Source organism: Actinomycetospora sp. ABD4_176, assembly GCF_056311855.1.
This window is the reverse complement of sequence record NZ_CM149974.1, coordinates 3702865-3724052: the sequence shown is the minus strand read 5'-3', so window position 1 is coordinate 3724052 and position 21188 is coordinate 3702865. Positions and strand designations below refer to the sequence as shown.

Sequence of the window (21188 nt, the reverse complement as noted above, 5' to 3'; positions counted from 1 at the left end):
TCGGCGACACCTGGAGGACTCGCGTGAGCATCCCGTCGGACCTCGAGATCGCGCAGGCCGCGACGCTGCGACCCATGGACGAGGTGGCCCGGCAGATGGACCTGCCGCCCGAGTTCCTGGAGCGCCACGGCACCGACGTCGCGAAGATCGAGCTCGACGCGATCGAGGCGATGGCCGACCGGCCGCGGGCGAAGTACGTCGTCGTGACCGCGATCACGCCGACCCCGCTGGGCGAGGGCAAGACGACGACGACGGTCGGGCTCGGCCAGGCGTTCTCGCACATCGGCAGGCGCGGCGTCGTGGCGATCCGCCAGCCGAGCATGGGGCCGACGTTCGGCATCAAGGGCGGGGCCGCGGGCGGCGGCTACTCGCAGGTGGTGCCGATGGAGAAGTTCAACCTCCACCTCACCGGCGACTTCCACGCCGTCACCAGCGCCCACAACATGCTCTCCGCGGTGCTGGACAACCACCTCTACCAGGGCAACGCCGCCGGGCTGGACCCGTACCGCGTCACCTGGCGCCGCGTGCTCGACGTCAACGACCGGGCACTGCGCAACATCGTCACGGGGCTCGGCGGGCGCATGGACGGCGTGCCGCGGGAGTCGGGCTTCGACATCACCTCGGCGTCCGAGGTGATGGCCGTGCTCGCGCTGTCGAACGACCTCGCCGAGCTGCGCGAGCGTCTCGGGCGCATCGTCGTCGGCTACACGCCCGACGGCGACGCCGTGACCGCCGAGGACATCCAGGCCGCCGGGGCGATGGCCGCGCTCATGCGCGACGCGCTCAAGCCGAACCTCATGCAGACCCTGGAGAACACGCCGGTCCTGGTCCACGCGGGCCCGTTCGGCAACATCGCCACCGGCAACTCGTCGATCGTCGCCGACCGCATCGGCATCCACTGCGGCGACTTCCTCGTCACCGAGGCCGGCTTCGGCGCCGACATGGGCGCCGAGCGCTTCTTCAACATCAAGTGCCGGACCTCGGGGATGGCGCCCGACGCCGCGGTCGTCGTCGCCACCGTTCGCGCCCTCAAGGTGCACTCCGGCAACCACAGGATCGTGGCGGGCAAGGACCTGCCCCCGGCGCTGCTCGAGGAGAACCCCGAGGAGGTGCACGCCGGCGCGGCCAACCTGCGCAAGCAGATCGAGAACATGCGCCTGCACGGCGTCTCGCCCGTGGTCTGCATCAACGCCTTCCCCACCGACCACCCCTCCGAGCACGCCGCGATCCGCGAGATCGCCGAGTCGATGGGCGCCCGGGCCGCGGTCTCGACCCACTTCGCCGACGGCGGCCGCGGCGCCGCCGAGCTGGCCGAGGCCGTCGCCGAGGCCGCGCAGGAGGAGAGCCACTTCCAGCTGCTCTACCCCGACGACGCCACCCTGCGGGAGAAGATCGAGACGATCGCGACCAAGGTCTACGGCGCGGACGGCGTCGACTACGCCCCGGCCGCGAACACCTCGATCGACCTCTACGAGCGCAACGGGTTCGGCGACCTGCCGATCTGCGTCGCCAAGACCCACCTGTCGATCTCGTCGGACCCCAAGCTCCTCGGCGCGCCGACGGGCTGGCGGATGCCGGTGCGCGAGGTCCGCGCGTCGGTCGGGGCCGGGTTCATCTACCCGATCTGCGGCGACATGCGGACCATGCCGGGGCTGGGCAAGAACCCGGCCGCCCACCACATCGACGTCAAGCCCGACGGCACGATCGTGGGGCTGTTCTAGGTGGGCTGCGCCCGGGTGAGCAGGCCGCTGGGCGAGCTCCCGGTGGCGCGGGTGGGGGAGGTGCTCGCGGGCGCCGGGCCGGGGCCCGCGGCCGGGTCCACGGCCGCGATCACCGCCTCCCTGGCCGCGGGTCTCGCCACCAAGGTCGCCAAGGGCGCCGCCGACCGCGAGGCCGTCGCCGAGCTCGACGTCCTGCGCGCGCGGGCGCTGCGGCTCGCCGACGACGACGTCGAGGCCTTCGCCGGCTTCCTCGAGGAGCGCCGCAAGCCCGGCGGCGGGCCCGCGGCGGCCGAGGCGATCGTGCAGGTGCCCGCCGACGTCGTCGGTCTCGCCGTGCGGGTGGCGGAGCTCGCGGCCCTGCTCGCCGAGACGGGACCCGACGCGCTGACCGGCGACGCGGTCACCGCCGCGTTCCTCGCCGCCGCGGCCGCCGAGTCCGCCGCGGCGCTGGTCGGCGCGAACATCGCCGACAGCCAGATGGTCGACGGGGCCGAGCTCGGCGACCCGCGCGTCGAGCACGTCGAGGAGCGGGCCGGGCACGCCCGCACGCTGGCCGAACGGCTCGTCTGAGTCCCTCGCCGACGTGACCCGCGACGCCGCTCCCTGGACCGTCGAGGTCACCCGCGGCCCGGTCGTCGAGTCCGAGCACCGGGTCGCGCTCGTGGTGCTCGAGCCCGACGGCACGGTCGGGTTCGCCGCCGGCGACGTGGAGCTCCCGGTGCTCGCGCGCTCGGCGCTCAAGCCCGCGCAGGCGGCGGCCTGTCTGGAGGCCGGCGCGGAGCTCGACGACCGCGAGCTGGCGCTGGCCGCCGGCTCGCACTCCGGCGAGCCCGGGCACCTCGCGGTCGCGGCCGGGCTGCTCGCACGCCTCGGGCTCGACGCCGAGGACCTGGGCTGCCCGCCCGCGCGCCCCCTGGGCCTCGCCGCCGACCACGCCTGGGGCGCCCGCGACCCCGAGCGCCTCGTCATGAACTGCTCGGGCAAGCACGCGGCGATGCTCGCGGCCTGCGTCGCCCGCGGGTGGGAGCCGTCGAGCTACCTCGCGCCCGAGCACCCCGTCCAGCGTCACGTCCGCGCGGCCGTCTCCCGGCTCGCGGGCCCGGTCCTCGGCGTCACCGTCGACGGCTGCGGCGCGCCGGCCTTCGCCACCGACCTCGTCGCCGTCGCGCGCCTCGGCCGTGCGCTGCACGTCGCCGCCCCCGGGTCCGCCGAGCACCGGGTCGCGGCAGCGATGCGGCGCCACCCCGACCTCGTCGCCGGCACCGACCGTCTCGACACCGTTCTCATGACCCTGCTGCCCGGGTCGCTGTCCAAGGTCGGCGCCGAGGGCGTGCTGCTCGCGGTCCTGCCCGACGGCGCGGCGCTCGCCCTCAAGGTCCTCGACGGCGGGTCGCGGGCGGTCGGCCCCGTGCTGCTGGAGGTGCTCGGACGCCGCGGACTCGACCACCCGAACGAGCTGCGGGCGCTGACCGCGCCACACGTGCGAGGAGGGGGTCACCCGATCGGCGCTCACCGTGTGCGAGTGTGAGAGCACTCATCGGGGTGAGGAGCGCGTGAAATGGGATCGTGTCTGGTGTTCGCCGGAGCGACGCCCGCCAGGGAACGCCTGGTCGGCCATCTCTCGTCGGTCTTCGACGACCTCCCGTGCGTCGACAACGTTCCCGACCTGGTCGTCCGCCTCACCGCGACCACCACAGCGACCACCACCGCGACCGCCACCGCGACCGCCGCCGCCACCGCCGCCCGTGCCGACGGCCGCGCGCCCGACGTCGTGCTCGTCGGGGCCGACGACGGCAGCGCCTGGATGGAGGCCGTGCGCCAGGTCCGGCGGCACACCCCCGAGACGCCGGTGCTGGTCGTGGGCGAGCCGCCCGCCGGCGCCATGGACCCCCTCGGCGACCACCCTGCGCCCGATCCGGCCGGGGTCGCCGAGGACGAGCGGGCGGCCTGGGCCCTGCGCCTCGGCGCCCGCGGCTTCCTGCGCGCCGGCGAGCTCGCCGACCCCTCGGTCCTGCCCGGCGCGCGGCCCCGGACCACCGAGCTCTCCGAGCGCGAGATGGACGTCCTGCTCGGCATGACCGAGGGCCTGTCCAACGCGGAGATCGCCGCCGAGCTCGTCCTCGCCGAGGACACGGTGAAGACCCATGCGCGGCGGCTGTTCCGCAAGCTGGGCGCGGGCGACCGCGCGGACGCCGTCGCGCGCGGCTTCCGCCAGGGCCTGTTGCGCTGAGCCGTTCGGACCACCCCGGGTGTCAGCGGAGTGGCTCTGCGGACGTCCAGTGTCCGTCTCGCCACTCCGTCACGGCGCCCCGAAGCGTTGACGCGCCGATCCCGCGCGTGGTCCCGTTGCCCGTCGACGGACGCGGAGGAAGCCGGTGCGAATCCGGCGCGGTCCCGCCACTGTCACCGGGGAGCAGACCCCACGCGAGGCCACTGTCGGGCACACCGGCGGGAAGGCCGGGGCGAGCGTCGATCCGGGAGCCAGGAGACTCCGGCCGTCGCAGGGCACTTCAGGGAAGACATCGGGCGAGGAACCCGAGGAAGGCCGGCGAACGATCATGCACGCCCCCGTGACCCCGCACGCGCGGACGCACCCCCCGGTGACCCGCACCCGACGCCGCGAGGACCGGGTCCTCGGCGAGCTGCGCCGGGTCCTCGCCGGCGCCGCCGGCGTCCCGCTCGACCTGCTGGGCGACGGCCCGGTCCGCGATCGCGTCGAGGCCGCCGCGCGCGTCGACGCCCTGGCGCGCGAGCTCGTCGACCGCATGCGCGGCGCGGGCTGGGACGAGGGCGCCGCGCCGTCGGCGGTGACCTCGGTGCTCGCCGCGTCCGTCCCCGAGGCCGAGACGGTGCTCCTCCGGGCCGCGCGCGCCCGGCGGTGACGGCGACCGAGCAGGGCGGCCGCACGGACGCCCACGACCTCCACCACCACGGCGACGCGGAGGTCGGCCCCGGTCTCGTCGACCTCGCCGTCAACGTCCGCAGCGGCACCCCGCCGGCGTGGCTCCACGAGCAGCTCGCCGCGAGCCTCGCGGACCTCGCGGCCTACCCGGATCCCCGCGCGGCGACCGCGGCGGTGGCCGCCCGTCACGACCGCCCCGCCGAGGAGGTGGTGCCGACCGCGGGCGGGGCCGAGGCGTTCGTCCTGCTCGCCCGGGCCCTGCGCCCGCGCCACGCCGTCGTCGTGCACCCCCAGTTCACCGAGCCCGAGGCCGCCCTGCGCGCCGCCGGGCACGCGGTGGACCGGGTGGTGCTGCGCGACGACTTCGTCCTCGACCCGGCGGCGGTCCCCGCCGACGCCGACCTCGTCGTCGTCGGCAACCCCACCAACCCCACCTCGGTGCGCCACCCCGCCGTCGTCCTCGCCGCGCTCGCCCGGCCCGGGCGCGTGCTCGTCGTCGACGAGGCGTTCGTCGACACCGCCCCCGGCGAGCCGGACTCGCTGGCCGCGCGCCGCGACCTGCCCGGCCTGGTCGTGCTGCGCAGCCTGACCAAGACCTGGGGCCTCGCCGGCCTGCGCGTCGGCTACACGCTGGCCCCCGCCGGCCTGGCCGCCGGGCTGCGCGCCGCGGCGCCGCCGTGGTCGGTGTCGACGCCCGCGCTCGTGGCGCTCGCGGCGTGCAGCACGCCCGCCGCCCGCACCGAGGCCGACGACGCCGCGCGTGCCCTGGCCGCCGACCGGGAGCACCTGGTGACGGCGCTGGGCCACCTGCCCGGTCTGCAGGTTCGCGGGACGCCGGCGGCCAGCTTCGTGCTCGTCCGCACCCCGGGGCGCACCGACGTCCGCGCGCTCCTGCGCGAGCGCGGGCTGGCGGTCCGGCGCGGCGACACCTTCCCGGGCCTCGACGCCGAGCACGTGCGGATCGCGGTGCGGGACCGCGCGACCACCGATCGTCTCGTGGCCGAGCTCGGGGCCGTCCTGTGAACGCCCTGCACCCCGGCGACCGCGACGCCCTCCACCGCGTCCTGCGCGCCCGCCGCGACGTCCGTACCGGGTTCGTCGACACGCCCGTCGACGACGAGCGTCTGCACCGCGTGCTCGCCGCCGCCCACGCCGCCCCGAGCGTCGGGTTCTCCCAGCCCTGGGACTTCCTCGTGCTGCGCTCGCCGGAGCTGCGCGCCGAGCTCGCGGACCTCGCCCGCCACCAGCGCGAGGAGTTCGCGCGGAGCCTCCCGGGCGCGCGGGCGCGGAGGTTCGCCGGCCTGCGGGTCGAGGCGATCCGCGAGGCGCCGCTGGGCATCGTCGTCACCTGCGACCCGACCCGCGGCGGGCGGCACGTCCTGGGCCGGCACACGCAGCCGCGGATGGCCGCGCACTCGGTGGCCGGCGCGGTGCAGAACCTGTGGCTCGCCGCGCGGGCCGAGGAGCTCGGCGTCGGCTGGGTGAGCTTCTTCGACGAGCGCGAGATGGCCGCGCTGCTGGGGCGCCGGGTCGGGATGCCCCGGCACCTCGAGGTCGTCGCCTACCTGTGCGTCGGGCACGTCGAGGCCTTCGCCGACCGGCCCGAGCTCGCCACCGCCGGCTGGGCCCACCGCCGACCCCTGGCCTGGGCCGTGCACCACGAGACCTGGGGGAGCCACGACATGGACCCGCTGGACGAGACGCTCGCCGCCCTCGCCGACCTGGACGTCGCGCCCGGCGAGGCCGCCGCGCGCGAGCACCTGACCCGCATGACCGTGCCGCCGGGCGCGCTCGGCGGGGTCGCGGAGATCGGGGTGCGCCTGGCGGGGCTCGCCGGGTCCTGCCCGCCACCGGTGCCCGAGCCGGCGGTGGTCGCGGTGTTCGCCGGCGACCACGGCGTGCACGCCCGCGGGGTGACGCCGTGGCCGCAGGAGGTCACCGCGCAGATGGTCGCGAACTTCCTCGCCGGCGGCGCCGCGGTGAACGCGTTCGCGGCGACGGTGGGGGCCGAGGTGCAGGTGGTCGACGTCGGGGTCGCCGCGGACCTCGAGCCCGCCCCGGGCCTGCTGCCGCGCAAGGTCCGCCACGGCACCCGGGACATGACCGCCGAGCCGGCGATGACGCCCGACGAGGTCCGCGCCGCGGTGCGCGCGGGGATCGAGGCCGCGCGCGACCTCGTCACCGCCGGCAACCGCCTGCTCGTCACCGGCGACATGGGCATCGCCAACACCACCGCCTCCGCGGCCCTGGTGGCGGCGTTCACCGGGGCCACCGCGGAGCAGGTCACCGGGCGCGGCACCGGCATCGACGACGCCACCCACGCCCGCAAGACCGCCGTCGTCGCCGAGGCGCTGGCGCGCCACCGGCCCGACCTCGCCGACCCGCTCGCCGCGCTCGGCACCGTCGGCGGCCTGGAGCACGCGGGGCTGGTGGGGTTCCTGCTGGGCGCGGCGGCGCTGCGCACGCCCGTGGTGCTCGACGGTGTGGTGTCCGGCGCGGCGGCGGTCGTGGCGGCCGCGCTGGCCCCGACCGCGTCACACGCCTGGATCGCGGGGCACCGCTCGGTCGAACCGGCCCATACCCTGGCCCTCGAGCACCTGGGCCTCGCGCCCGCGCTGGACCTCGGGCTCCGGGTCGGCGAGGGCACCGGGGCGCTGCTGGCGGTGCCGGTGGTCACGGCGGCCGCCCGCGCCCTCGCCGACGTCGCCACGTTCGACGCCGCGGGAGTCACCGAGAAGGAGCACGAGTGAACGACGGCGAGACCCCGACCCGCGTCTACCCGGTGGGCCTGCACCTGCGGGGCCGGCGCGTCGTCGTGGTCGGCGGCGGGTCGGTGGCGCAGCGCCGGGTGGCCGGGCTGCACGAGGTCGGCGCGGACACGGTCGTCGTGAGCCCGACGCTGACCACAGCCCTGGAGGCGCTCGCCGACTCCCGCGAGATCACGTGGCACGCCCGCCCCTACGCCGACGGCGACCTCGCCGAGGCCTGGTACGCCGTCGCGGCCACCGACGACGCCGAGGTCAACGCCGCCGTCGCCGCGGAGGCCGAGCGCCTGCGCGTGTTCTGCGTGCGCGCCGACACCGCCGAGGCCGGCACCGCCGTGACCCCGGCCGTCGGGCGCTACGACGACATCACCGTCGCCGTCCACGGCGGCGGCGACCCCCGCCGGGCCACCGGTGTCCGCGACGGCGCCGTCGAGGCCCTGCGCAGCGGCACCCTCGTCGACCGCCGCCACCGCGCGGTGCGCCCCGGCGTCACGCTCGTCGGCGGCGGCCCGGGCGACCCGGGGCTCATCACGGTGCGCGGCCGGCAGGCGCTGGCCCAGGCCGACGTCGTCGTCACCGACCGGCTCGCCCCGCAGCCGCTGCTCGACGAGCTGCCCCCGGACGTCACCGTCATCGACGCCTCGAAGCTGCCCCGCGGGCGGTACATGAGCCAGGACACGATCAACCAGGTGCTCGTCGAGGAGGCCCTCGCGGGCCGGCGGGTCGTGCGGCTCAAGGGCGGCGACCCGTTCGTCTTCGGCCGCGGCCTGGAGGAGATCCAGGCGTGCACCGCGGCCGGCGTCGAGGTCGAGGTCGTCCCCGGCATCACGAGCGCGATCGCCGTGCCGGCGCTGGCGGGGGTACCGGTCACCCACCGCGGCGTGACCCACGAGTTCACCGTCGTCTCCGGGCACCTGCCGCCCGGCCACGCCCAGTCGCTCGTCGACTGGGACGCGCTCGGGCGCCTGCGCGGCACGATCGTGCTGCTCATGGCCGTGGAGAACATCGGCGCGATCACCGAGGCGCTCGTGACCGCGGGCCGCGACCCCGAGACCCCGGCCGTCGCCGTGCAGGAGGGCGGGCTGCCGGGCGAGCTCACGACCCGGGCGACGCTCGGCAAGCTGCCCGACGCCATCGCCGACGCCGGTCTGCGCCCGCCGGCCGTCATCGTCGTCGGGCCGGTCGCGGGCCTGGCCTAGTCGGCCACCTCGACCACCAGTGCGCGGTGGTCGGACACCGACGTCTCGACCGCCTGCGCGTCCACCACCGGCGGCCGGTTCCCGGCGCGGGCCAGGACGTGGTCGAACTGGATGCGGGGCCGCTCGGACGGGAACGTCGGCGTCCGGGCCAGGGAGTGCCAGCCGCGCAGCACGGCGCCGGGCACCGGCCAGGGCATGTTGAGGTCGCCGAGGAGCACGACCGGGCCGGGCAGGTCGCGCAGCCCCCGCGCCAGTCGCGCGAGCTGGGCGATGTTGAAGCCGGGGGCGAACGACAGGTGGGTCGCGACGACGGTGCCCACCGGGGCGGGCGGGGCGAGCACCGCGGCCAGGGCGAGGCGCGGCTCGTCGGGGATGAGGGCCAGGCGCCGCGCGTCGACGAGCAGCGGCAGCGTCGCGGGCGTGGTCCCGAGCGGGATGCGGCGCCAGTGCGCGACGGGGAAGCGGCTCACCAGCCCGACGCCGTAGGTGGGTGCGACGCCGAGTGCCTCGTCCGCGGCCGCCGCACGCCAGGACTCGCCCGGCGTCCCGACCACCGCCGGGACGAAGCGCGCGTCGCGGGCCCCGGTGGCCTCGGCGGCGAGCGCGGTCTGGTCGACCAGCCCCGAGCGGGGCTGCGCGTGGTCGACCTCCTGCAGGGCGAGGAGGTCGGCGTCGAGGCCCTTGACGGCGTCGTGGAGCCGTTCGGGGCTGACGACGCCGTCGGCGGGCGAGCGCCCGTGCAGGAGGTTGAAGGTGGCGAGCCGGGTCACGGGCCCGTCAGTCCTCCGGGGTGAGCAGCACGATGGGGATCTCGCGGTCGGTCCTGGCCGCGTAGTCCTCGTACGTCGGGTAGATGGCGACCATCCGCTCCCACAGCGGGCCGCGCTCGTCGGCGGACGCGGTGCGGGCGCGCGCGGTCAGCTTCCGGGTGCCGACGAGCACGCCGGCCTGCGGGTCCGCCTGCAGGTTGCGGTACCACTGCGGGTCCTCCGGGGCGCCGCCCTGGGAGGCGACGACGACCAGGTCGTCGCCGCTCGTGCCGTAGATCAGCGCGGTGCGCCGCGGCTCGCCGGTGCTGCGGCCGGTGGTCGCGAGCACGAGCGTCGGCAGCCCGTGCCACTCGTGGCCCTCGGCCCCGCCCGAGCCGACGTACCGCTGCATGTGCTCGCGGACCCAGTCGGTGCGCGAGTCGGTGGCGCGCTCGATGTCGGCGGCGACGGCCATGGTGCTCCTTCGGTGGTCACGGGGTGGTCGGGAGTGGTCGGGGGTGCTCGGGCTGATCGCTCAGGTGTGTGCCCCGGCCGGCGCCGGCTGACACGACGGGCACCACCACACCTCGCGGGTGTAGGGGGCCCCCGAGCCGGCCGCGGGACGGAAGCGCACGAGGGTGCCGCAGCGCCGGCAGGGCCGGTTCGACCGGCCGGTGACCCAGTGGTTCTCGCCGCGCCGCTTGACGCCGGTGGTCGTCATGCCGGTGCCGTGCTCGAGGCTGTGCCGGATCATCCGCCGGGCCAGGGCGAGCAGGGGCTCCAGGTCGACGTCGCGCACCGGCGTCCACGGCCACAGCCCGCGCAGGAAGCACACCTCGACGGCCCAGAGGTTGCCGAGCCCGGAGACCCCGCGCTGGTCGAGCAGGGCCTCGACGATCGGCCGATCGGGGTCGCGGGCCAGGCGGGCGAGCGCGCTCTCCTCGTCGAAGTCGGCCCGGGTCGCGGTCGGCGCGCCGGCGAGGACGTCGGGGCCGAGGTGCCCGACCACGCGGTGCTCGTCGCGGGTGCGCAGCAGCTCGAGCACCGGGACGTCGACCCCGACGAGCGAGACGCCGGTGTCGAGGGTGAGGACCGCGCGCACGGCGAGGTGCCGGGGCAGCAGGGGGCGGCCGGTCGTGCCGTGCTTGCGCACCACCGTCCAGGAGCCGCTCATGCGCAGGTGGCTGTGCAGCGTCAGGTCGTCCGCGAAGCGGGTGAGCAGGTGCTTGCCGTGGGCCCGCGTCGTGGTGAGCACGCGGCCGGTGAGGTCGACGGTGGCGAGCGAGGGCGTCCGGAAGTCGCTGCGGACGACCGTGGCACCGGACAGGGCGTCGAGGCGGGCGGCGCACCGGTGGACGGCGTCACCCTCCACGGTCCCTCCCTCCGGTGCTCCCCGCTACGGGTGGCCCAGCCCGAGGCGCTCCGCGGCCCAGGCGGCCGCGCCCGAGGCGGGGCCGAACGCCGACACCGCGCCCGGGTCCCCGCCGTGGGCCAGCCCGAACCCGGTCCGCTCGGCGAGCCACTCCCGCACGCGCGGCATCTCGGTGAGCCCGCCGCGCACCAGCATCGCCGGTCGCGGGCCGGTCAGCGTGCCGACGAGCGCGGTGATGCCCTGGGCGATCTCCTCCAGCCCGGGCGCGAGCATCGCGCCGAGGTCGGCGTGCGTGAGCCCGACGGCGCCCGGCACCGGGTTCTCGGGCGGCAGCACCGGCAGCGCCACGTTCACCGACCCGTGCGCGGCGAGCGTCTCCTTGCCCTCGCGGACGCCGGCGCGCAGCCGGTACCAGGCGCGGTGGGCCTCGAGGTCGCCGCCGAAGCGGACGCGCGCGGCGAGCGCGGGCGGCGCGCGGTCGAGCACGAGCTGGGCGAGGGCGTCGTCGAGCACCTCGGCGCCGACGTCGACCGTGCGGACGGCGGCCACCGAGCCGGTCCCGTCGCCCCCGCGGTCGACGACGGCGAGCTCGGTCGCCGCGCCGCCGACGTCGACGACGAGCAGCCGGCCCTGCCCGCCGAGCCGGTGGGCGGCCGCCCGTGGGGAGTCGAGCAGCTCGAGCTGGTCGGGCGACGTGTACGGGATGGCCCCGAGCGCGGTGAGACCCGCGGTGCGCAGGGCCTCGCGCGCGGCCGCCGTCCACCACGCCGGGTGCAGCAGCACGACCGCCGACGGGAGCGTCCCGCGGCGCGCGGCCTCGGCCCGCACCACCTTCGCGACCAGCGCGGTGGCGACGTCCACCGCGGTGGTGGGCCGCGGCCAGCGGGTCAGCAGCTCGGGCGGGCCGCCGGTGCTCGCGGCCAGGTGCGGGCGGGTGCGCAGCAGCGCCGCCGACGGGTCGACCGCGCCGGCCTCGAGCGCGGGGCGCCCGGCGAGCACCGCGCCGTCGGGGCGCGAGAGCACCGCCGACGGCATGCTCGGGAAGCCGTCGACGCTCACCGGACCCACGCGCACCCAGCCGTCACGCGGGTCGACGTCGGCCCAGGCGCCCACCGTCGAGGACGTCCCGTGATCGACCGCGAGGGTCCATCGGGCATCCGGCGTCGTCACGCTCCGCAGGGTGTCACAGACCGGCCCCGGATCAGCCGTCCCCCGGCGCCAGGAGCACGGGCAGGCGCGCCCACGCGTTGACGAGCACGCTGCGCCGGCGCTCCACCGGCAGCTCCGTCCCCGCGACGAGCCCGGGGAACCGGTCGAGCAGCGACCGCAGCGCCACCTCGGCCTCGAGCCGCGCGAGCGAGGCGCCGAGGCAGAAGTGCAGGCCGTGGCCGAAGGCGAGGTGCCCGGTGGTGTCCCGCAGCTCGGCGTAGTCGTCGGGGTGCTCGAAGCGCGCGGGGTCGTGGTTCGCCGCGGCCAGCGACACGGTCACCAGCGCGCCGCGCGGGATGACGACGCCGTCGAAGTCGACGTCCTCGGCGGCGAAGCGCAGGGGCGCCTGGGCGATGGGCGAGCCCCAGCGCAGGAACTCCTCGATCGCCGCGCGCAGCGCCTCGGGCTCGGCGGCCGCGAGGCGGTCGCGCAGGGCGGGGTCGCGCAGCATCGCCTCGACCGCGGTGGTGAGCAGCGTCGCCGTCGTCTCGTGGCCCGCGATCAGCAGGATCATGCCCATGGCGACGATCTCGTCGGTGGACAGGGCGTCGCCCTCGTCCGAGACCTCGATCAGCGCGGAGATCAGCGCGTCGTCGGGCTCGGCGCGCTTGCGCTCGATGAGCTCGCCCAGGTAGGCGGCGAGGCTCGCGCTCGCCTGCTGCTTCCCCTCGTCGGGACCCTCGTCGATCATCGTTCTCGACCAGGCCCCGAACGCGTCGCGGTCGTCGGCCGGGACGCCGAGCAGCTCGCAGATCACGGCCATGGGCAGCGGCACCGCGTAGTCGTCCACGAGGTCGACCGGCGCGTCACCGGGCATGCCCTCGAGCAGCGTCGCCGCGATCGTCTCGATCCGCGGGCGCAGTGCGGCCACCCGGCGCACCGTGAACGCCTTGACGACGAGCTTGCGCAGCCGCGTGTGCACCGGCGGGTCGTTGAGCAGCATCATCAGCCCGCCCGGGGCCGGGATGCCGGGCACGTTCGCGCGCTGGTCCTCGGGCAGCGAGTTGCGGAAGTCCTTGACGAAGCGCGGGTCGGCCATCACCGAGCGGGCGTCCGCGTAGCGGGTGACCAGCCAGGTGCTGCCGCCCTCGGGCAGCTCGACCTCCCGCACCGGCGCGTGCTCGCGGACCTCGGCGAGGACGGCGAACGGCTCGCGCCAGTAGTCGTCGGTGAAGACCGGGCCGGTGGCGAGGTCGGTCACGAGCGGGACCCTCTTTCGGTGAGTGGTGGTTCAGCGACGACGCTACGCGCGCCGCGAGGGTCCCGCCGCGCCGGTCAGCGTCGCTTGCCCATCCCGGCGCTCGTCGCTCCGAAGGTGCGTCCGGTCTTCCGGAACTGCTCCTCCAGGCGGGGCACCATCTGCTTGGCCTGCGCCAGGACGGGCAGGTCGCCGACCGACGAGAACGTCAGCGGGCGCATCGCCGCGACGAGCGCGACGGCCTTCGGCACGAAGACCCGCCGCTTGCGCCTGGCGATCCCCTCGAGGAACGCGTCCGCGCAGTCCTCGACCGACGTCAGGGCGCCCAGCGGGTAGGGCAGCTTCTTCAGCGTCTCGGAGAACGTCGACGAGTCGGCCTTGACGTCGCGGACGAGGTCGGTGTCGATCCAGCCCATGTGCGCGGTGCCGACACCGATGCCGCGGTGGGCGAGCTCGAAGCGCAGCGCGTTGCCGTAGTTCTCGACGCCGGCCTTGGCGCCGCAGTACGCGGCCATGCCGGGCAGCGCGGTGAACGCGGCGAGCGACGACACGAGCAGCATGTAGCCCCGGCGCTTCTCGACCTCGGCGACCGTGGCCGACACGGTCCGCGAGACGCCGATGAGGTTGACCTCCATGACGCGCGCGATGACGTCGGCGGGGCTCGTCGCGACGGTGCCGTGGTTGGCGATGCCGGCGTTGGCGACGACGACGTCGATGCCGCCGAGATCGGCGACCGTCGTCGCGACCGCGGCGTCGAGCGACTCCTGGTCGGTGACGTCGCACTCGGCCCAGGTGTGACGCCCGTTCGTGGTCCGACCGAGCTCGGTGACGAGCTTCTCCAGGCGCTCGGGCTCCATGCCCACCGCGGCGACGTGCGCGCCGAGCGCGGCGGCGCGCCGCGCGGTCTCCTCGCCGATGCCGCGGGCGGCGCCGGTGATGAACAGGACCTTGTCTCTCAGGCTGGCGGCCAGGTCAACGGCCATGACGTCGTCTCCTCGTGGTCTCGGTCTCAGCGGCGGGACGCGGCGATCGGGATGATCGTGTGCTCCTCGGGCCGGAAGCGCCGCACCCGCCGCCGGAACGGCATGGTGAAGGTCGGCCAGAGGGCGGAGTTCTTGCCGTTCTTGTCGAGGTACCAGCTCGAGCAGCCGCCATCGACCCACACGGTGCCCTCGGTCCTGCGCTGCATCTCGGCGACGAACGCCTCCTGCGCGGCGGGCGTGGGCTCGACGGCGCCGATGCCGTGGGTGCGCATGTGGCGCAGGGTGTCCATGACGAGCGCGATCTGGGACTCGATCATGAACACGACCGAGTTGTGGCCCAGGCCGGTGTTCGGCCCCAGCAGCGTGAAGGCGTTCGGGAAGCCCGCGATCATGGTGCCGTTGTGGGCGCACGGCGAGCCGTTCCAGTGGTCGGCCATCGTGCGGCCGTCGCGGCCGTGGACGCGGTGGCTGATCGGGAGGTCGCCGATGGCGAAGCCGGTGCCGGCGATGATCGTGTCGACCTCGTGCTCCGTTCCGTCCGCGGTGACGACGGCGTGGGGCCGGATCTCCACGATCTTCTCGGTGACGACCTCGACGTTCTCGCGGTCCAGCGCGGGCAGGTAGTCGTTGGACAGCAGGATGCGCTTGCAGCCCATCGAGTAGTTCGGCGTGATCTTCTCGCGCAGCTCCGGGTCGCGGACCTGGCGGCGCATGTGCGCCTCGGCGATCTTCGCGGCCTTCGCCATGCGCTTCGGGTCCTTGAACCCGAACACGAACGTCTCCCGCGCCCAGTAGATGGCCTCGCGGACGAGGCGCTGGGTGGCCGGGACGTAGCGGAAGAGCAGCTTCTCGAGCTTCGTGATCGCCCGGTCGCCGCGAGGCATGATCCACGGCGGCGTGCGCTGGAAGACCTTCAGCGTGCCGACCGCCGGCGCGATCTCCGGCACGAACTGGATCGCCGAGGCGCCGGTGCCGATGACGGCGACGCGGCGCCCGGTCAGGTCGAGGTCGTGGCGCCAGGTGGCCGAGTGGAAGACCGGCCCCTCGAAGCTGTCGAGCCCCGGCACGTCGGGGAACGAGGGGTCGGACAGCGCCCCCGAGCCGAGCACGAGCACGTCGGCGGTCCAGACGCCCCGGCTGGTGGTGACGACCCAGTGCTGCGCGCCGGAGTCCCACGACGCGTCGAGCACCTCGTGCCGGTTGCGGGTGAAGCGGTCGATGCCGTACTCGGCGGAGACGCGCTGCAGATAGGCGTGGATCTCCGGCTGGGCGGAGAACGAGCGGCTCCAGTCGGGGTTCGGGGCGAACGAGAACGAGTAGAGGTGGCTCGGGACGTCGCAGGCGCAGCCGGGGTAGGAGTTGTCCCGCCAGGTGCCGCCGACGTCGTCGTGGCGCTCGAAGATCAGGAAGTTGTCCTCGCCGGCCTGGCGCAGCCGGATCGCCGTGCCCAGGCCCGAGAAGCCGTTCCCGACGATGGCCACCGCGAGGTGCGCGACGGGCTCGCCGCCGTGCCCCGGGTCGGCCGGGCGCTCGGTCTGCCTCGTCGGGGTCGTCGTCGGGGTCGTCGTCGGGGGCACTGCGCTCATGGGTCCTCCTCGTGGGGTGGGCCGGTCGCTCACGCGGCAGTTGGTACGCGACCGTACCAGGACGGCGATCAGTGTGGTACGCGGTGGTACCGTTGTCCAGTGTCCGTTCCTGCCGCTGATCACACCGCGAGTCCGCCGAGGTCCGCCCACCGTGATCGTCTCGTGCAGGCGATGATCGCGCTGGTCGCCGACCGGGGATACGCCGCGGTCACCGTCGCCGACGTCGTCGCGGCCGCCCGCGTGTCGAAGCGGACGTTCTACCAGCACTTCTCCGACCGCGAGGACTGCTTCCTCGCCGCCTACGTGGCCGCCGCCGAGGGCCCGCTGACCCGCATCGCCGAGGCCGTCGCGCCCGCGGTGGAGGCGGACCCGGGCACGCCGCCGCCCTCGCTCGCCGACGAGGTGACGGCGGGCACACGCGCCTACCTCACCGCGCTCGCCGAGCAGCCGGCGCTCACCCGCACGCTGCTCACCGAGATCAGCGGCCTGGGGCCACGGGGATGGCAGGTGCGGCGCGAGGTGCTCAACCGGTTCGCCGACCAGCTCTCCGCCCTCGTCGCGCTCGGCGCCGCGCGCTGGGCGTCGACGGGACCCGGTCGTCCGGGGCCGGACGTGCCGGAGCTCGCCGGCGTCCACGGCCTGCCGCGCCCCACCGCCGTCGCCCTCGTGGGCGGCATCAACGAGCTCGTGCTCGACGCCGTCGAGGACGGCCGCGGCGACCGCCTCGGCGAGCTCGCCCCGACCGTCACCGACCTCGTCCTCGCCGTCATCGACCGCGCCGCCCGCCGCGAGGGCTGAGCGGATTTCTCGGCCGTCCGGGTGATGGTCGCCGGCGCTCCTCCCGCCGCACCACGCCGACCGTCCGACCGCCGCGCGGTGCGCGCCCGCCGAGCGGGGGTCGGTCCGCAGTGCCGTGGCCTGCGTATCCTCGGACGATCACGGCGACGGCGGCCACCGTGGCCGGGACCCGAGAGCCGGCCGGACGCCCCACCGGCGCCGGGCCGACGCGAGGCGCGAGGTGAGACGGCGATGAACCGACCCGGCGGACCCCCCGGCCGGGGGCGACCCCCCTCAGGTCCGGGTGGTGGACCGGGCGGTGGTGGGCCGGGCGGTGGTGCAGGCGGTGGTGCGGGCGGTGGCCCCGGTGGCCCGCCACCCGGACCCCGCGGACGCCCGCCCGGCCGTCCCGCCGGACCGCCCCCCGGCCAGCCGCCGCAGGGTCCGCCCCCGCGGCCCGGCGGCTTCGCGATGCCCGGGCGCAACCGCGGGGGACGCGGGGGACGCGGCGGCGCCACGCCCGCGGCCCCGCCCGGCGGCCCGCGCCCGCAGGGCACCCGCGTGGGCGCTCCGGACTGGAGCCGCGACCCGCAGGTCGGCTTCGACCCGGACGTCGCCCGCGCCGCCCGCGAGCGGGAGGCCGAGCAGCGGCCGTCGTGGCGCGAGCGCATGCCCGAGCGCCCGGCCTGGTCCCGCTCGGGCGGGGGCGGCGGCCGGGGCGGTGGCCGGTTCTCGCAGCTGAGCTGGCCGAAGCGGATCGGCGCGGTCCTCGCCGTGCTGCTGCTGCTCGTCGTCGGGTTCGCGATCTACCTCGACGCCCGCATGACCCGGATCGAGGCCCTGCCGGAGTACGAGGGCTCGCCGAGCTCGGGCACCAACTGGTTGATCATCGGCTCGGACAGCCGCGCCGGCCTCGACGACACCGCCGCCCAGCAGCTCTCCACCGGCGAGGTCGACGGCAGCCGGACGGACACGATGATGCTCGTGCACGTCGGCGGCTTCGGCGGCCAGACGTCGCTGACGAGCCTGCCGCGCGACTCGATCCTGTCCATCCCGGGGCACGGCCGCGGCCGGTTGAACTCCGCGTACGGCATCGGCGGGCCGGAGCTGCTCGTGCAGACCGTCGAGGAGAACGCCGACATCGAGATCGACCACTACGCGGAGATCGGGTTCGAGGGCTTCGCCGGCATGGTCGACGCGATCGGGGGCGTCGAGATGTGCCTCGACGACGCCATCGACGACCCCAAGGCGGGCATCGACCTCCCCGCCGGCTGCCAGGAACTGGACGGCCCCAACGCCCTGGGCTTCGTCCGCACCCGCGCGTTCCCCAACGCCGACCTGCAGCGCATCCAGAACCAGCGCGCGTTCCTCTCCGCGCTGATCTCCGAGGCGTCGAGCCCGACGGTGCTGCTCAACCCGTTCCGCATCATCCCGTTCGCGGACTCGGCGATCGGAACGCTAACGGTCGACGAGAGCACCCACGTCTGGAACCTCGCGAGCCTCGGCTTCGCGATGCGCTCGCTCTCCGGCGGCAGCGGGGTGACGACGACCGTGCCGATCGATCTGTCGAGCAGCGTCTCCGGCGGCGTCGTGTGGAACCGGCAGAAGTCCAGGGAGTTCTTCGACGCCATCCGCGAGGACGAGGACATCCCGCAGGACCTCATCACCGGCGGCTGAGCGCCCCCCCGGCACGACGACGCCGACCGGCTTCGGGGGCCGGTCGGCGTCGGGGTCGTGCTCGGGTCGTGCTCGCTCAGGCCTGGTCGGCCGAGAGCGCGTGGGCCGGGGTCGGGGCGTTGGCGAACTCCTCGACCAGCGTGCGGCAGAACGCCGGCAGGTCGTCGGGGTTGCGGCTCGTGACCAGGCCCTCGTCGACGACGACCTCCTCGTCGACCCATTCCGCACCGGCGTTGCGCAGGTCGGTGGCGATGCTCGGGAACGAGGTCATGCGGCGCCCGCGGACGACGTCGGCCTCGATGAGCGTCCAGGGGGCGTGGCAGATCGCGGCCACCGGCTTGCGGTTGGCGAAGAACTGCCCGACGACCTGGACGACGTCCGGGATGGTGCGCAGCAGGTCGGGGTTCGCGACCCCGCCCGGCAGCACCAGGGCGTCGTAGTTCTCGATCTTGACCTGGGTGATGACCGCGTCGACGTCGAAGCGGTCGCCCTGGTCGAGGTGGTTGAAGGCCTGGATGGAGCCCGGCGTCTCCGACACCAGCTGGGGCGTGCCGCCGGCCTCCTCGACCGCCTTCCACGGCTCGGTGAGCTCGACCTGCTCGGTGCCCTCCTTGGCGCAGAGGAACATGACGGTCTTCCCCTGCAGCGGCTTCGACTCATCGGCCATCGCGCGCGGCGCCTCCTCGCGTCGTCGGTACCCTCCGGGGGTATGCACCCGCTCCCCGTGCGGGACGGTGCGCTGGACGCGAGGGGCTCCCCCGGCCCCGCCGCGACGAAACGGAGGCCCGCCGATGACCAGCACCACCCTGTCCGTGCCCGAGATCCACTGCGGGCACTGCAAGCAGGCGATCGAAGGTGCCGTCGGGCCGCTCGAGGGTGTGCAGGCCGTCGAGGTCGACGTCGACGCCCGCAGCGTGCGCGTCGACCACGACGAGGCCGTCACCGTCCGGGCCCTCGTCGACGCCATCGAGGACCAGGGCTACGACGTGCCCGACCAGGACGCGCTCGCGAACTGACGCACCGGGCCGACGCCGGTGCGGCGTCGGCGGTGGATCCGGTGCTGCCCCGGTGTCGGGGCCGTCAGGCGCTCTTGCTGCGACGGCCCTTCGCCGGCGCGGTCTCCTCGTCGCCGTCCTCGGACTTCTTCTTCGCCGACGAGCGCCGGGTCGACTTCTTCGGCGCCTCCTCGGTGGCCTGCTCGGTGGCCTGCTCGGCCTTCTCCTCCGTCTTCTCCCCGGTCTTCTTGGTCCGCGAGCGGGAGCGCTTGGGCTTCTCCTCGGCCGTCTCGTCGGCGGCCTCCCCGGACCCGGACCCGGACCCGGAGTCGGCGCTCGCCGCCGCCGGCTCCTCGGCCGGGGCCTTGCCGCCGGCGGCCTCGACGCTGCGCCGCAGGGCGGTGAGCAGGTCGGTCATGTCGTCGCCCTCGTCGGCCGCCGCCGGCTCGGGGGCGGGACGCCCGCCGCCGTGCTCGCGCTTGTACTCGATGAGGTCGACCATCGCCTGGCGGTAGTCGTCCTCGAACTGGTCGGAGTCGAAGTCGCCCGAGAGGCTCTCCACCAGCGAGGACGCCATCTGCATCTCCTGCGGGCGCAGGTCGACCTCGGTGCGCAGCGTCTCGAACTCGGGCTCGCGCACCTCGTCGGGCCACAGCATCGTCTGCAGCACGATGGCCTCCTCGCGCACGCGCAGGAGCGCCAGCGTCTCCCGCTGCCGCAGCGCCACCTTGACCACGGCCATCCGGTCGGTCTCGCGGAGCGCCTCGCGCAGCAGCGCGTAGGGCTTGACCGCCTTGTTCTCCGGCTCGAGGTAGTAGCTCTTGTCGAGCAGCAGCGCGTCGATCTGGTCGGACGGCACGAACTGCACGACGTCGATCTCGTGACCGCTGGCGACGGGCAGCGTCGCCAGGTCGTCGTCGTCGAGCATGATCAGCTGGCCGTCGTCGGTCTCGTAGCCCTTGGCGATCTCGGAGTACTGCACCTCCTCGCCGCAGACCGAGCACGTGCGCTTCTGGCGGATGCGGCCGCCGTCGCGCTCGTGCACCTGGTGGAAACGGATGTCGTGGTTCGTGGTCGCGGCGTACAGCCGCACCGGCACGTTCACGAGCCCGAACGACACCGCGCCGTTCCAGATCGCGCGCATCATCGGCCCCTCTCGGCGGACAGGCGGGTCGTCGCGGATCGTCGACCGTCACCGTGCGTCGGCCCCAGCATGCCGCAGGAGCACCATCTGTCCCAGTCATCCCTGCTGACGACGCGCCGACCCCGGTCCGCGACGTTGTCGGAGGGCGGGGGCACGATGGTCCGGTGCGTCCGATGCTCCCCGTGCCCGGCGAACTGCCGGTCGACGGTGCGTGGAGCTACGAGGTCGACTGGGCCGGCGTCCGCCTGCTCGCCGACGTCGACCAGGGCGAGCTGACGCTCCGCACCGCCGACGGCGAGGACGTCACCGACCGGTTCCCCGAGTTCGGCGGCCTCGTCGACGCCGTCGCCGACGGCCTGCTCGACGGCGAGGCGGTGATGCTCGACGGCGGCAGCCCGTCCGCCGACGCGCTGGGCGAGCGCCTGCGGGTCGCCGACGCCGGCCGCGCCCGCGCGCTGGCCCGCGAGCGGCCGGCGGTGTTCATGGTCTACGACGTCATGCGCCTCTACGGCGTGCCGCTCGACCCGCGCCCGCTCGAGGAGCGCCGGGCCGTGCTGACGCGCCTCGACCTCTCGCGCACCACCCGCATCCAGATCAGCCCGGCGTACGACGACGGCCCCGCCCTGCTGTCCGGCGTGGTCGCGCAGCGGCTGTCCGGGGTGATCGCCAAGCGTCGCGGCACGCCGTACCGCTCCGGCGAGTCGGGCGGCGACTGGGTGCGGGTGGACCCGACCCTCGCGACCAGCCCCACCCCGGTGCCCACCGCGCCCCAGGTCCCGACCGGCCCGACCGCCGCCCAGCCCGTCGGCCCGCCCGCAGCCCCTCCCGCGTCCCGCCGGCCCCGGCACGCGCGGCGCGAGCGCACGCCGCAGCACGACACGCTCTTCTGACGAGTGCCCCGCGGGGGCGGC

At 75.6% G+C, this 21188-nt stretch carries 21 protein-coding genes and 1 riboswitch; of the genes, 12 read left to right on the top strand and 9 right to left on the bottom strand.

Going from position 1 to position 21188, the window contains the following annotated elements:
* Window positions 1–23 precede the first annotated feature (23 nt).
* The 8 genes from ACYX4T_RS18110 to cobA all read left to right on the top strand — a co-directional run bounded on the left by ACYX4T_RS18110 (window position 24) and on the right by cobA (window position 8587).
* A complete protein-coding gene (locus ACYX4T_RS18110) occupies window positions 24–1721 on the top strand; it encodes a formate--tetrahydrofolate ligase (protein WP_476010678.1) in 1698 nt (565 codons plus the stop codon).
* A gap of 15 nt (window positions 1722–1736) precedes the next feature.
* Complete coding sequence (locus tag ACYX4T_RS18105) at window positions 1737–2291, top strand: cyclodeaminase/cyclohydrolase family protein (protein ID WP_476010677.1); 555 nt, start codon at window positions 1737–1739, stop codon at window positions 2289–2291.
* 13 nt (window positions 2292–2304) lie between these two features.
* Window positions 2305–3249: an asparaginase gene (locus ACYX4T_RS18100; protein ID WP_476010676.1), complete on the top strand. Its 945-nt coding sequence runs from the start codon at window positions 2305–2307 to the stop codon at window positions 3247–3249.
* Window positions 3250–3279: 30 nt separating this feature from the next.
* Entirely contained in the window at window positions 3280–3951 is a 672-nt protein-coding gene (locus tag ACYX4T_RS18095) for a helix-turn-helix transcriptional regulator (protein ID WP_476010675.1), read from the top strand.
* Between the two features lie 136 nt (window positions 3952–4087).
* Window positions 4088–4212: riboswitch (cobalamin riboswitch) on the top strand.
* Between the two features lie 109 nt (window positions 4213–4321).
* Entirely contained in the window at window positions 4322–4603 is a 282-nt protein-coding gene (locus ACYX4T_RS18090) for a hypothetical protein (protein ID WP_476010674.1), read from the top strand.
* Window positions 4600–5646: an Rv2231c family pyridoxal phosphate-dependent protein CobC gene (gene cobC / locus ACYX4T_RS18085; RefSeq protein WP_476010673.1), complete on the top strand. Its 1047-nt coding sequence runs from the start codon at window positions 4600–4602 to the stop codon at window positions 5644–5646. The genes ACYX4T_RS18090 and cobC overlap by 4 nt, the downstream gene beginning before the upstream one ends.
* A complete protein-coding gene (gene cobT, locus ACYX4T_RS18080; RefSeq protein ID WP_476010672.1) occupies window positions 5643–7373 on the top strand; it encodes a nicotinate-nucleotide--dimethylbenzimidazole phosphoribosyltransferase in 1731 nt (576 codons plus the stop codon). The genes cobC and cobT overlap by 4 nt, the downstream gene beginning before the upstream one ends.
* Window positions 7370–8587 carry a uroporphyrinogen-III C-methyltransferase gene (cobA, locus tag ACYX4T_RS18075; RefSeq protein ID WP_476010671.1) on the top strand — a complete coding sequence of 406 codons (1218 nt, stop codon included), beginning with the start codon at window positions 7370–7372 and terminating at the stop codon, window positions 8585–8587. The genes cobT and cobA overlap by 4 nt, the downstream gene beginning before the upstream one ends.
* Here cobA and ACYX4T_RS18070 read toward each other — a convergent pair.
* From ACYX4T_RS18070 to ACYX4T_RS18040, 7 genes are all read right to left on the bottom strand, one after another.
* Window positions 8584–9357 carry an endonuclease/exonuclease/phosphatase family protein gene (locus ACYX4T_RS18070; RefSeq protein ID WP_476010670.1) on the bottom strand — a complete coding sequence of 258 codons (774 nt, stop codon included), beginning with the start codon at window positions 9355–9357 and terminating at the stop codon, window positions 8584–8586. The genes cobA and ACYX4T_RS18070 overlap by 4 nt on opposite strands.
* 7 nt (window positions 9358–9364) lie before the next feature.
* The gene (locus ACYX4T_RS18065) at window positions 9365–9811 is read right to left on the bottom strand and encodes a nitroreductase family deazaflavin-dependent oxidoreductase (RefSeq protein WP_476010669.1); all 447 of its coding nucleotides are present in this window, start codon (window positions 9809–9811) and stop codon (window positions 9365–9367) included.
* A 60-nt stretch (window positions 9812–9871) separates the two neighbouring features.
* Window positions 9872–10708, bottom strand: a complete 837-nt coding sequence (locus tag ACYX4T_RS18060; RefSeq protein ID WP_476010668.1) for a DNA-formamidopyrimidine glycosylase family protein — start codon at window positions 10706–10708, stop codon at window positions 9872–9874.
* 24 nt (window positions 10709–10732) lie between these two features.
* Window positions 10733–11878, bottom strand: coding sequence for an Hsp70 family protein (locus ACYX4T_RS18055; protein WP_476010667.1), 1146 nt, complete (start codon window positions 11876–11878; stop codon window positions 10733–10735).
* Window positions 11879–11909: 31 nt separating this feature from the next.
* The gene (locus ACYX4T_RS18050) at window positions 11910–13118 is read right to left on the bottom strand and encodes a cytochrome P450 family protein (protein WP_476010666.1); all 1209 of its coding nucleotides are present in this window, start codon (window positions 13116–13118) and stop codon (window positions 11910–11912) included.
* A 74-nt stretch (window positions 13119–13192) separates the two neighbouring features.
* Window positions 13193–14098 (bottom strand): SDR family oxidoreductase, encoded by a 906-nt coding sequence (locus ACYX4T_RS18045; RefSeq protein ID WP_476010665.1) that lies wholly within the window; start codon window positions 14096–14098, stop codon window positions 13193–13195.
* A gap of 26 nt (window positions 14099–14124) precedes the next feature.
* Window positions 14125–15684: a flavin-containing monooxygenase gene (locus ACYX4T_RS18040; protein ID WP_476010664.1), complete on the bottom strand. Its 1560-nt coding sequence runs from the start codon at window positions 15682–15684 to the stop codon at window positions 14125–14127.
* Between the two features lie 171 nt (window positions 15685–15855).
* Here ACYX4T_RS18040 and ACYX4T_RS18035 point away from each other — a divergent pair, with 171 nt between their 5' ends.
* Both ACYX4T_RS18035 and ACYX4T_RS18030 read left to right on the top strand, forming a co-directional pair.
* Complete coding sequence (locus tag ACYX4T_RS18035) at window positions 15856–16482, top strand: TetR/AcrR family transcriptional regulator (RefSeq protein WP_476015305.1); 627 nt, start codon at window positions 15856–15858, stop codon at window positions 16480–16482.
* A 450-nt stretch (window positions 16483–16932) separates the two neighbouring features.
* Window positions 16933–18138, top strand: a complete 1206-nt coding sequence (locus ACYX4T_RS18030; protein ID WP_476010663.1) for an LCP family protein — start codon at window positions 16933–16935, stop codon at window positions 18136–18138.
* 76 nt (window positions 18139–18214) lie between these two features.
* Here ACYX4T_RS18030 and ACYX4T_RS18025 read toward each other — a convergent pair whose 3' ends face one another.
* Window positions 18215–18805, bottom strand: a complete 591-nt coding sequence (locus ACYX4T_RS18025) for a type 1 glutamine amidotransferase domain-containing protein (protein ID WP_476010662.1) — start codon at window positions 18803–18805, stop codon at window positions 18215–18217.
* Between the two features lie 124 nt (window positions 18806–18929).
* Between ACYX4T_RS18025 and ACYX4T_RS18020 the strand changes: the two genes are divergently transcribed.
* Window positions 18930–19154, top strand: a complete 225-nt coding sequence (locus ACYX4T_RS18020) for a copper ion binding protein (protein WP_476010661.1) — start codon at window positions 18930–18932, stop codon at window positions 19152–19154.
* A 64-nt stretch (window positions 19155–19218) separates the two neighbouring features.
* Here the strand turns inward: ACYX4T_RS18020 and ku are convergent, their stop codons facing one another.
* A complete protein-coding gene (ku, locus tag ACYX4T_RS18015; protein ID WP_476010660.1) occupies window positions 19219–20280 on the bottom strand; it encodes a non-homologous end joining protein Ku in 1062 nt (353 codons plus the stop codon).
* A gap of 179 nt (window positions 20281–20459) precedes the next feature.
* Between ku and ACYX4T_RS18010 the strand changes: the two genes are divergently transcribed.
* A complete protein-coding gene (locus ACYX4T_RS18010) occupies window positions 20460–21167 on the top strand; it encodes an ATP-dependent DNA ligase (RefSeq protein ID WP_476010659.1) in 708 nt (235 codons plus the stop codon).
* Window positions 21168–21188: the final 21 nt, after the last annotated feature.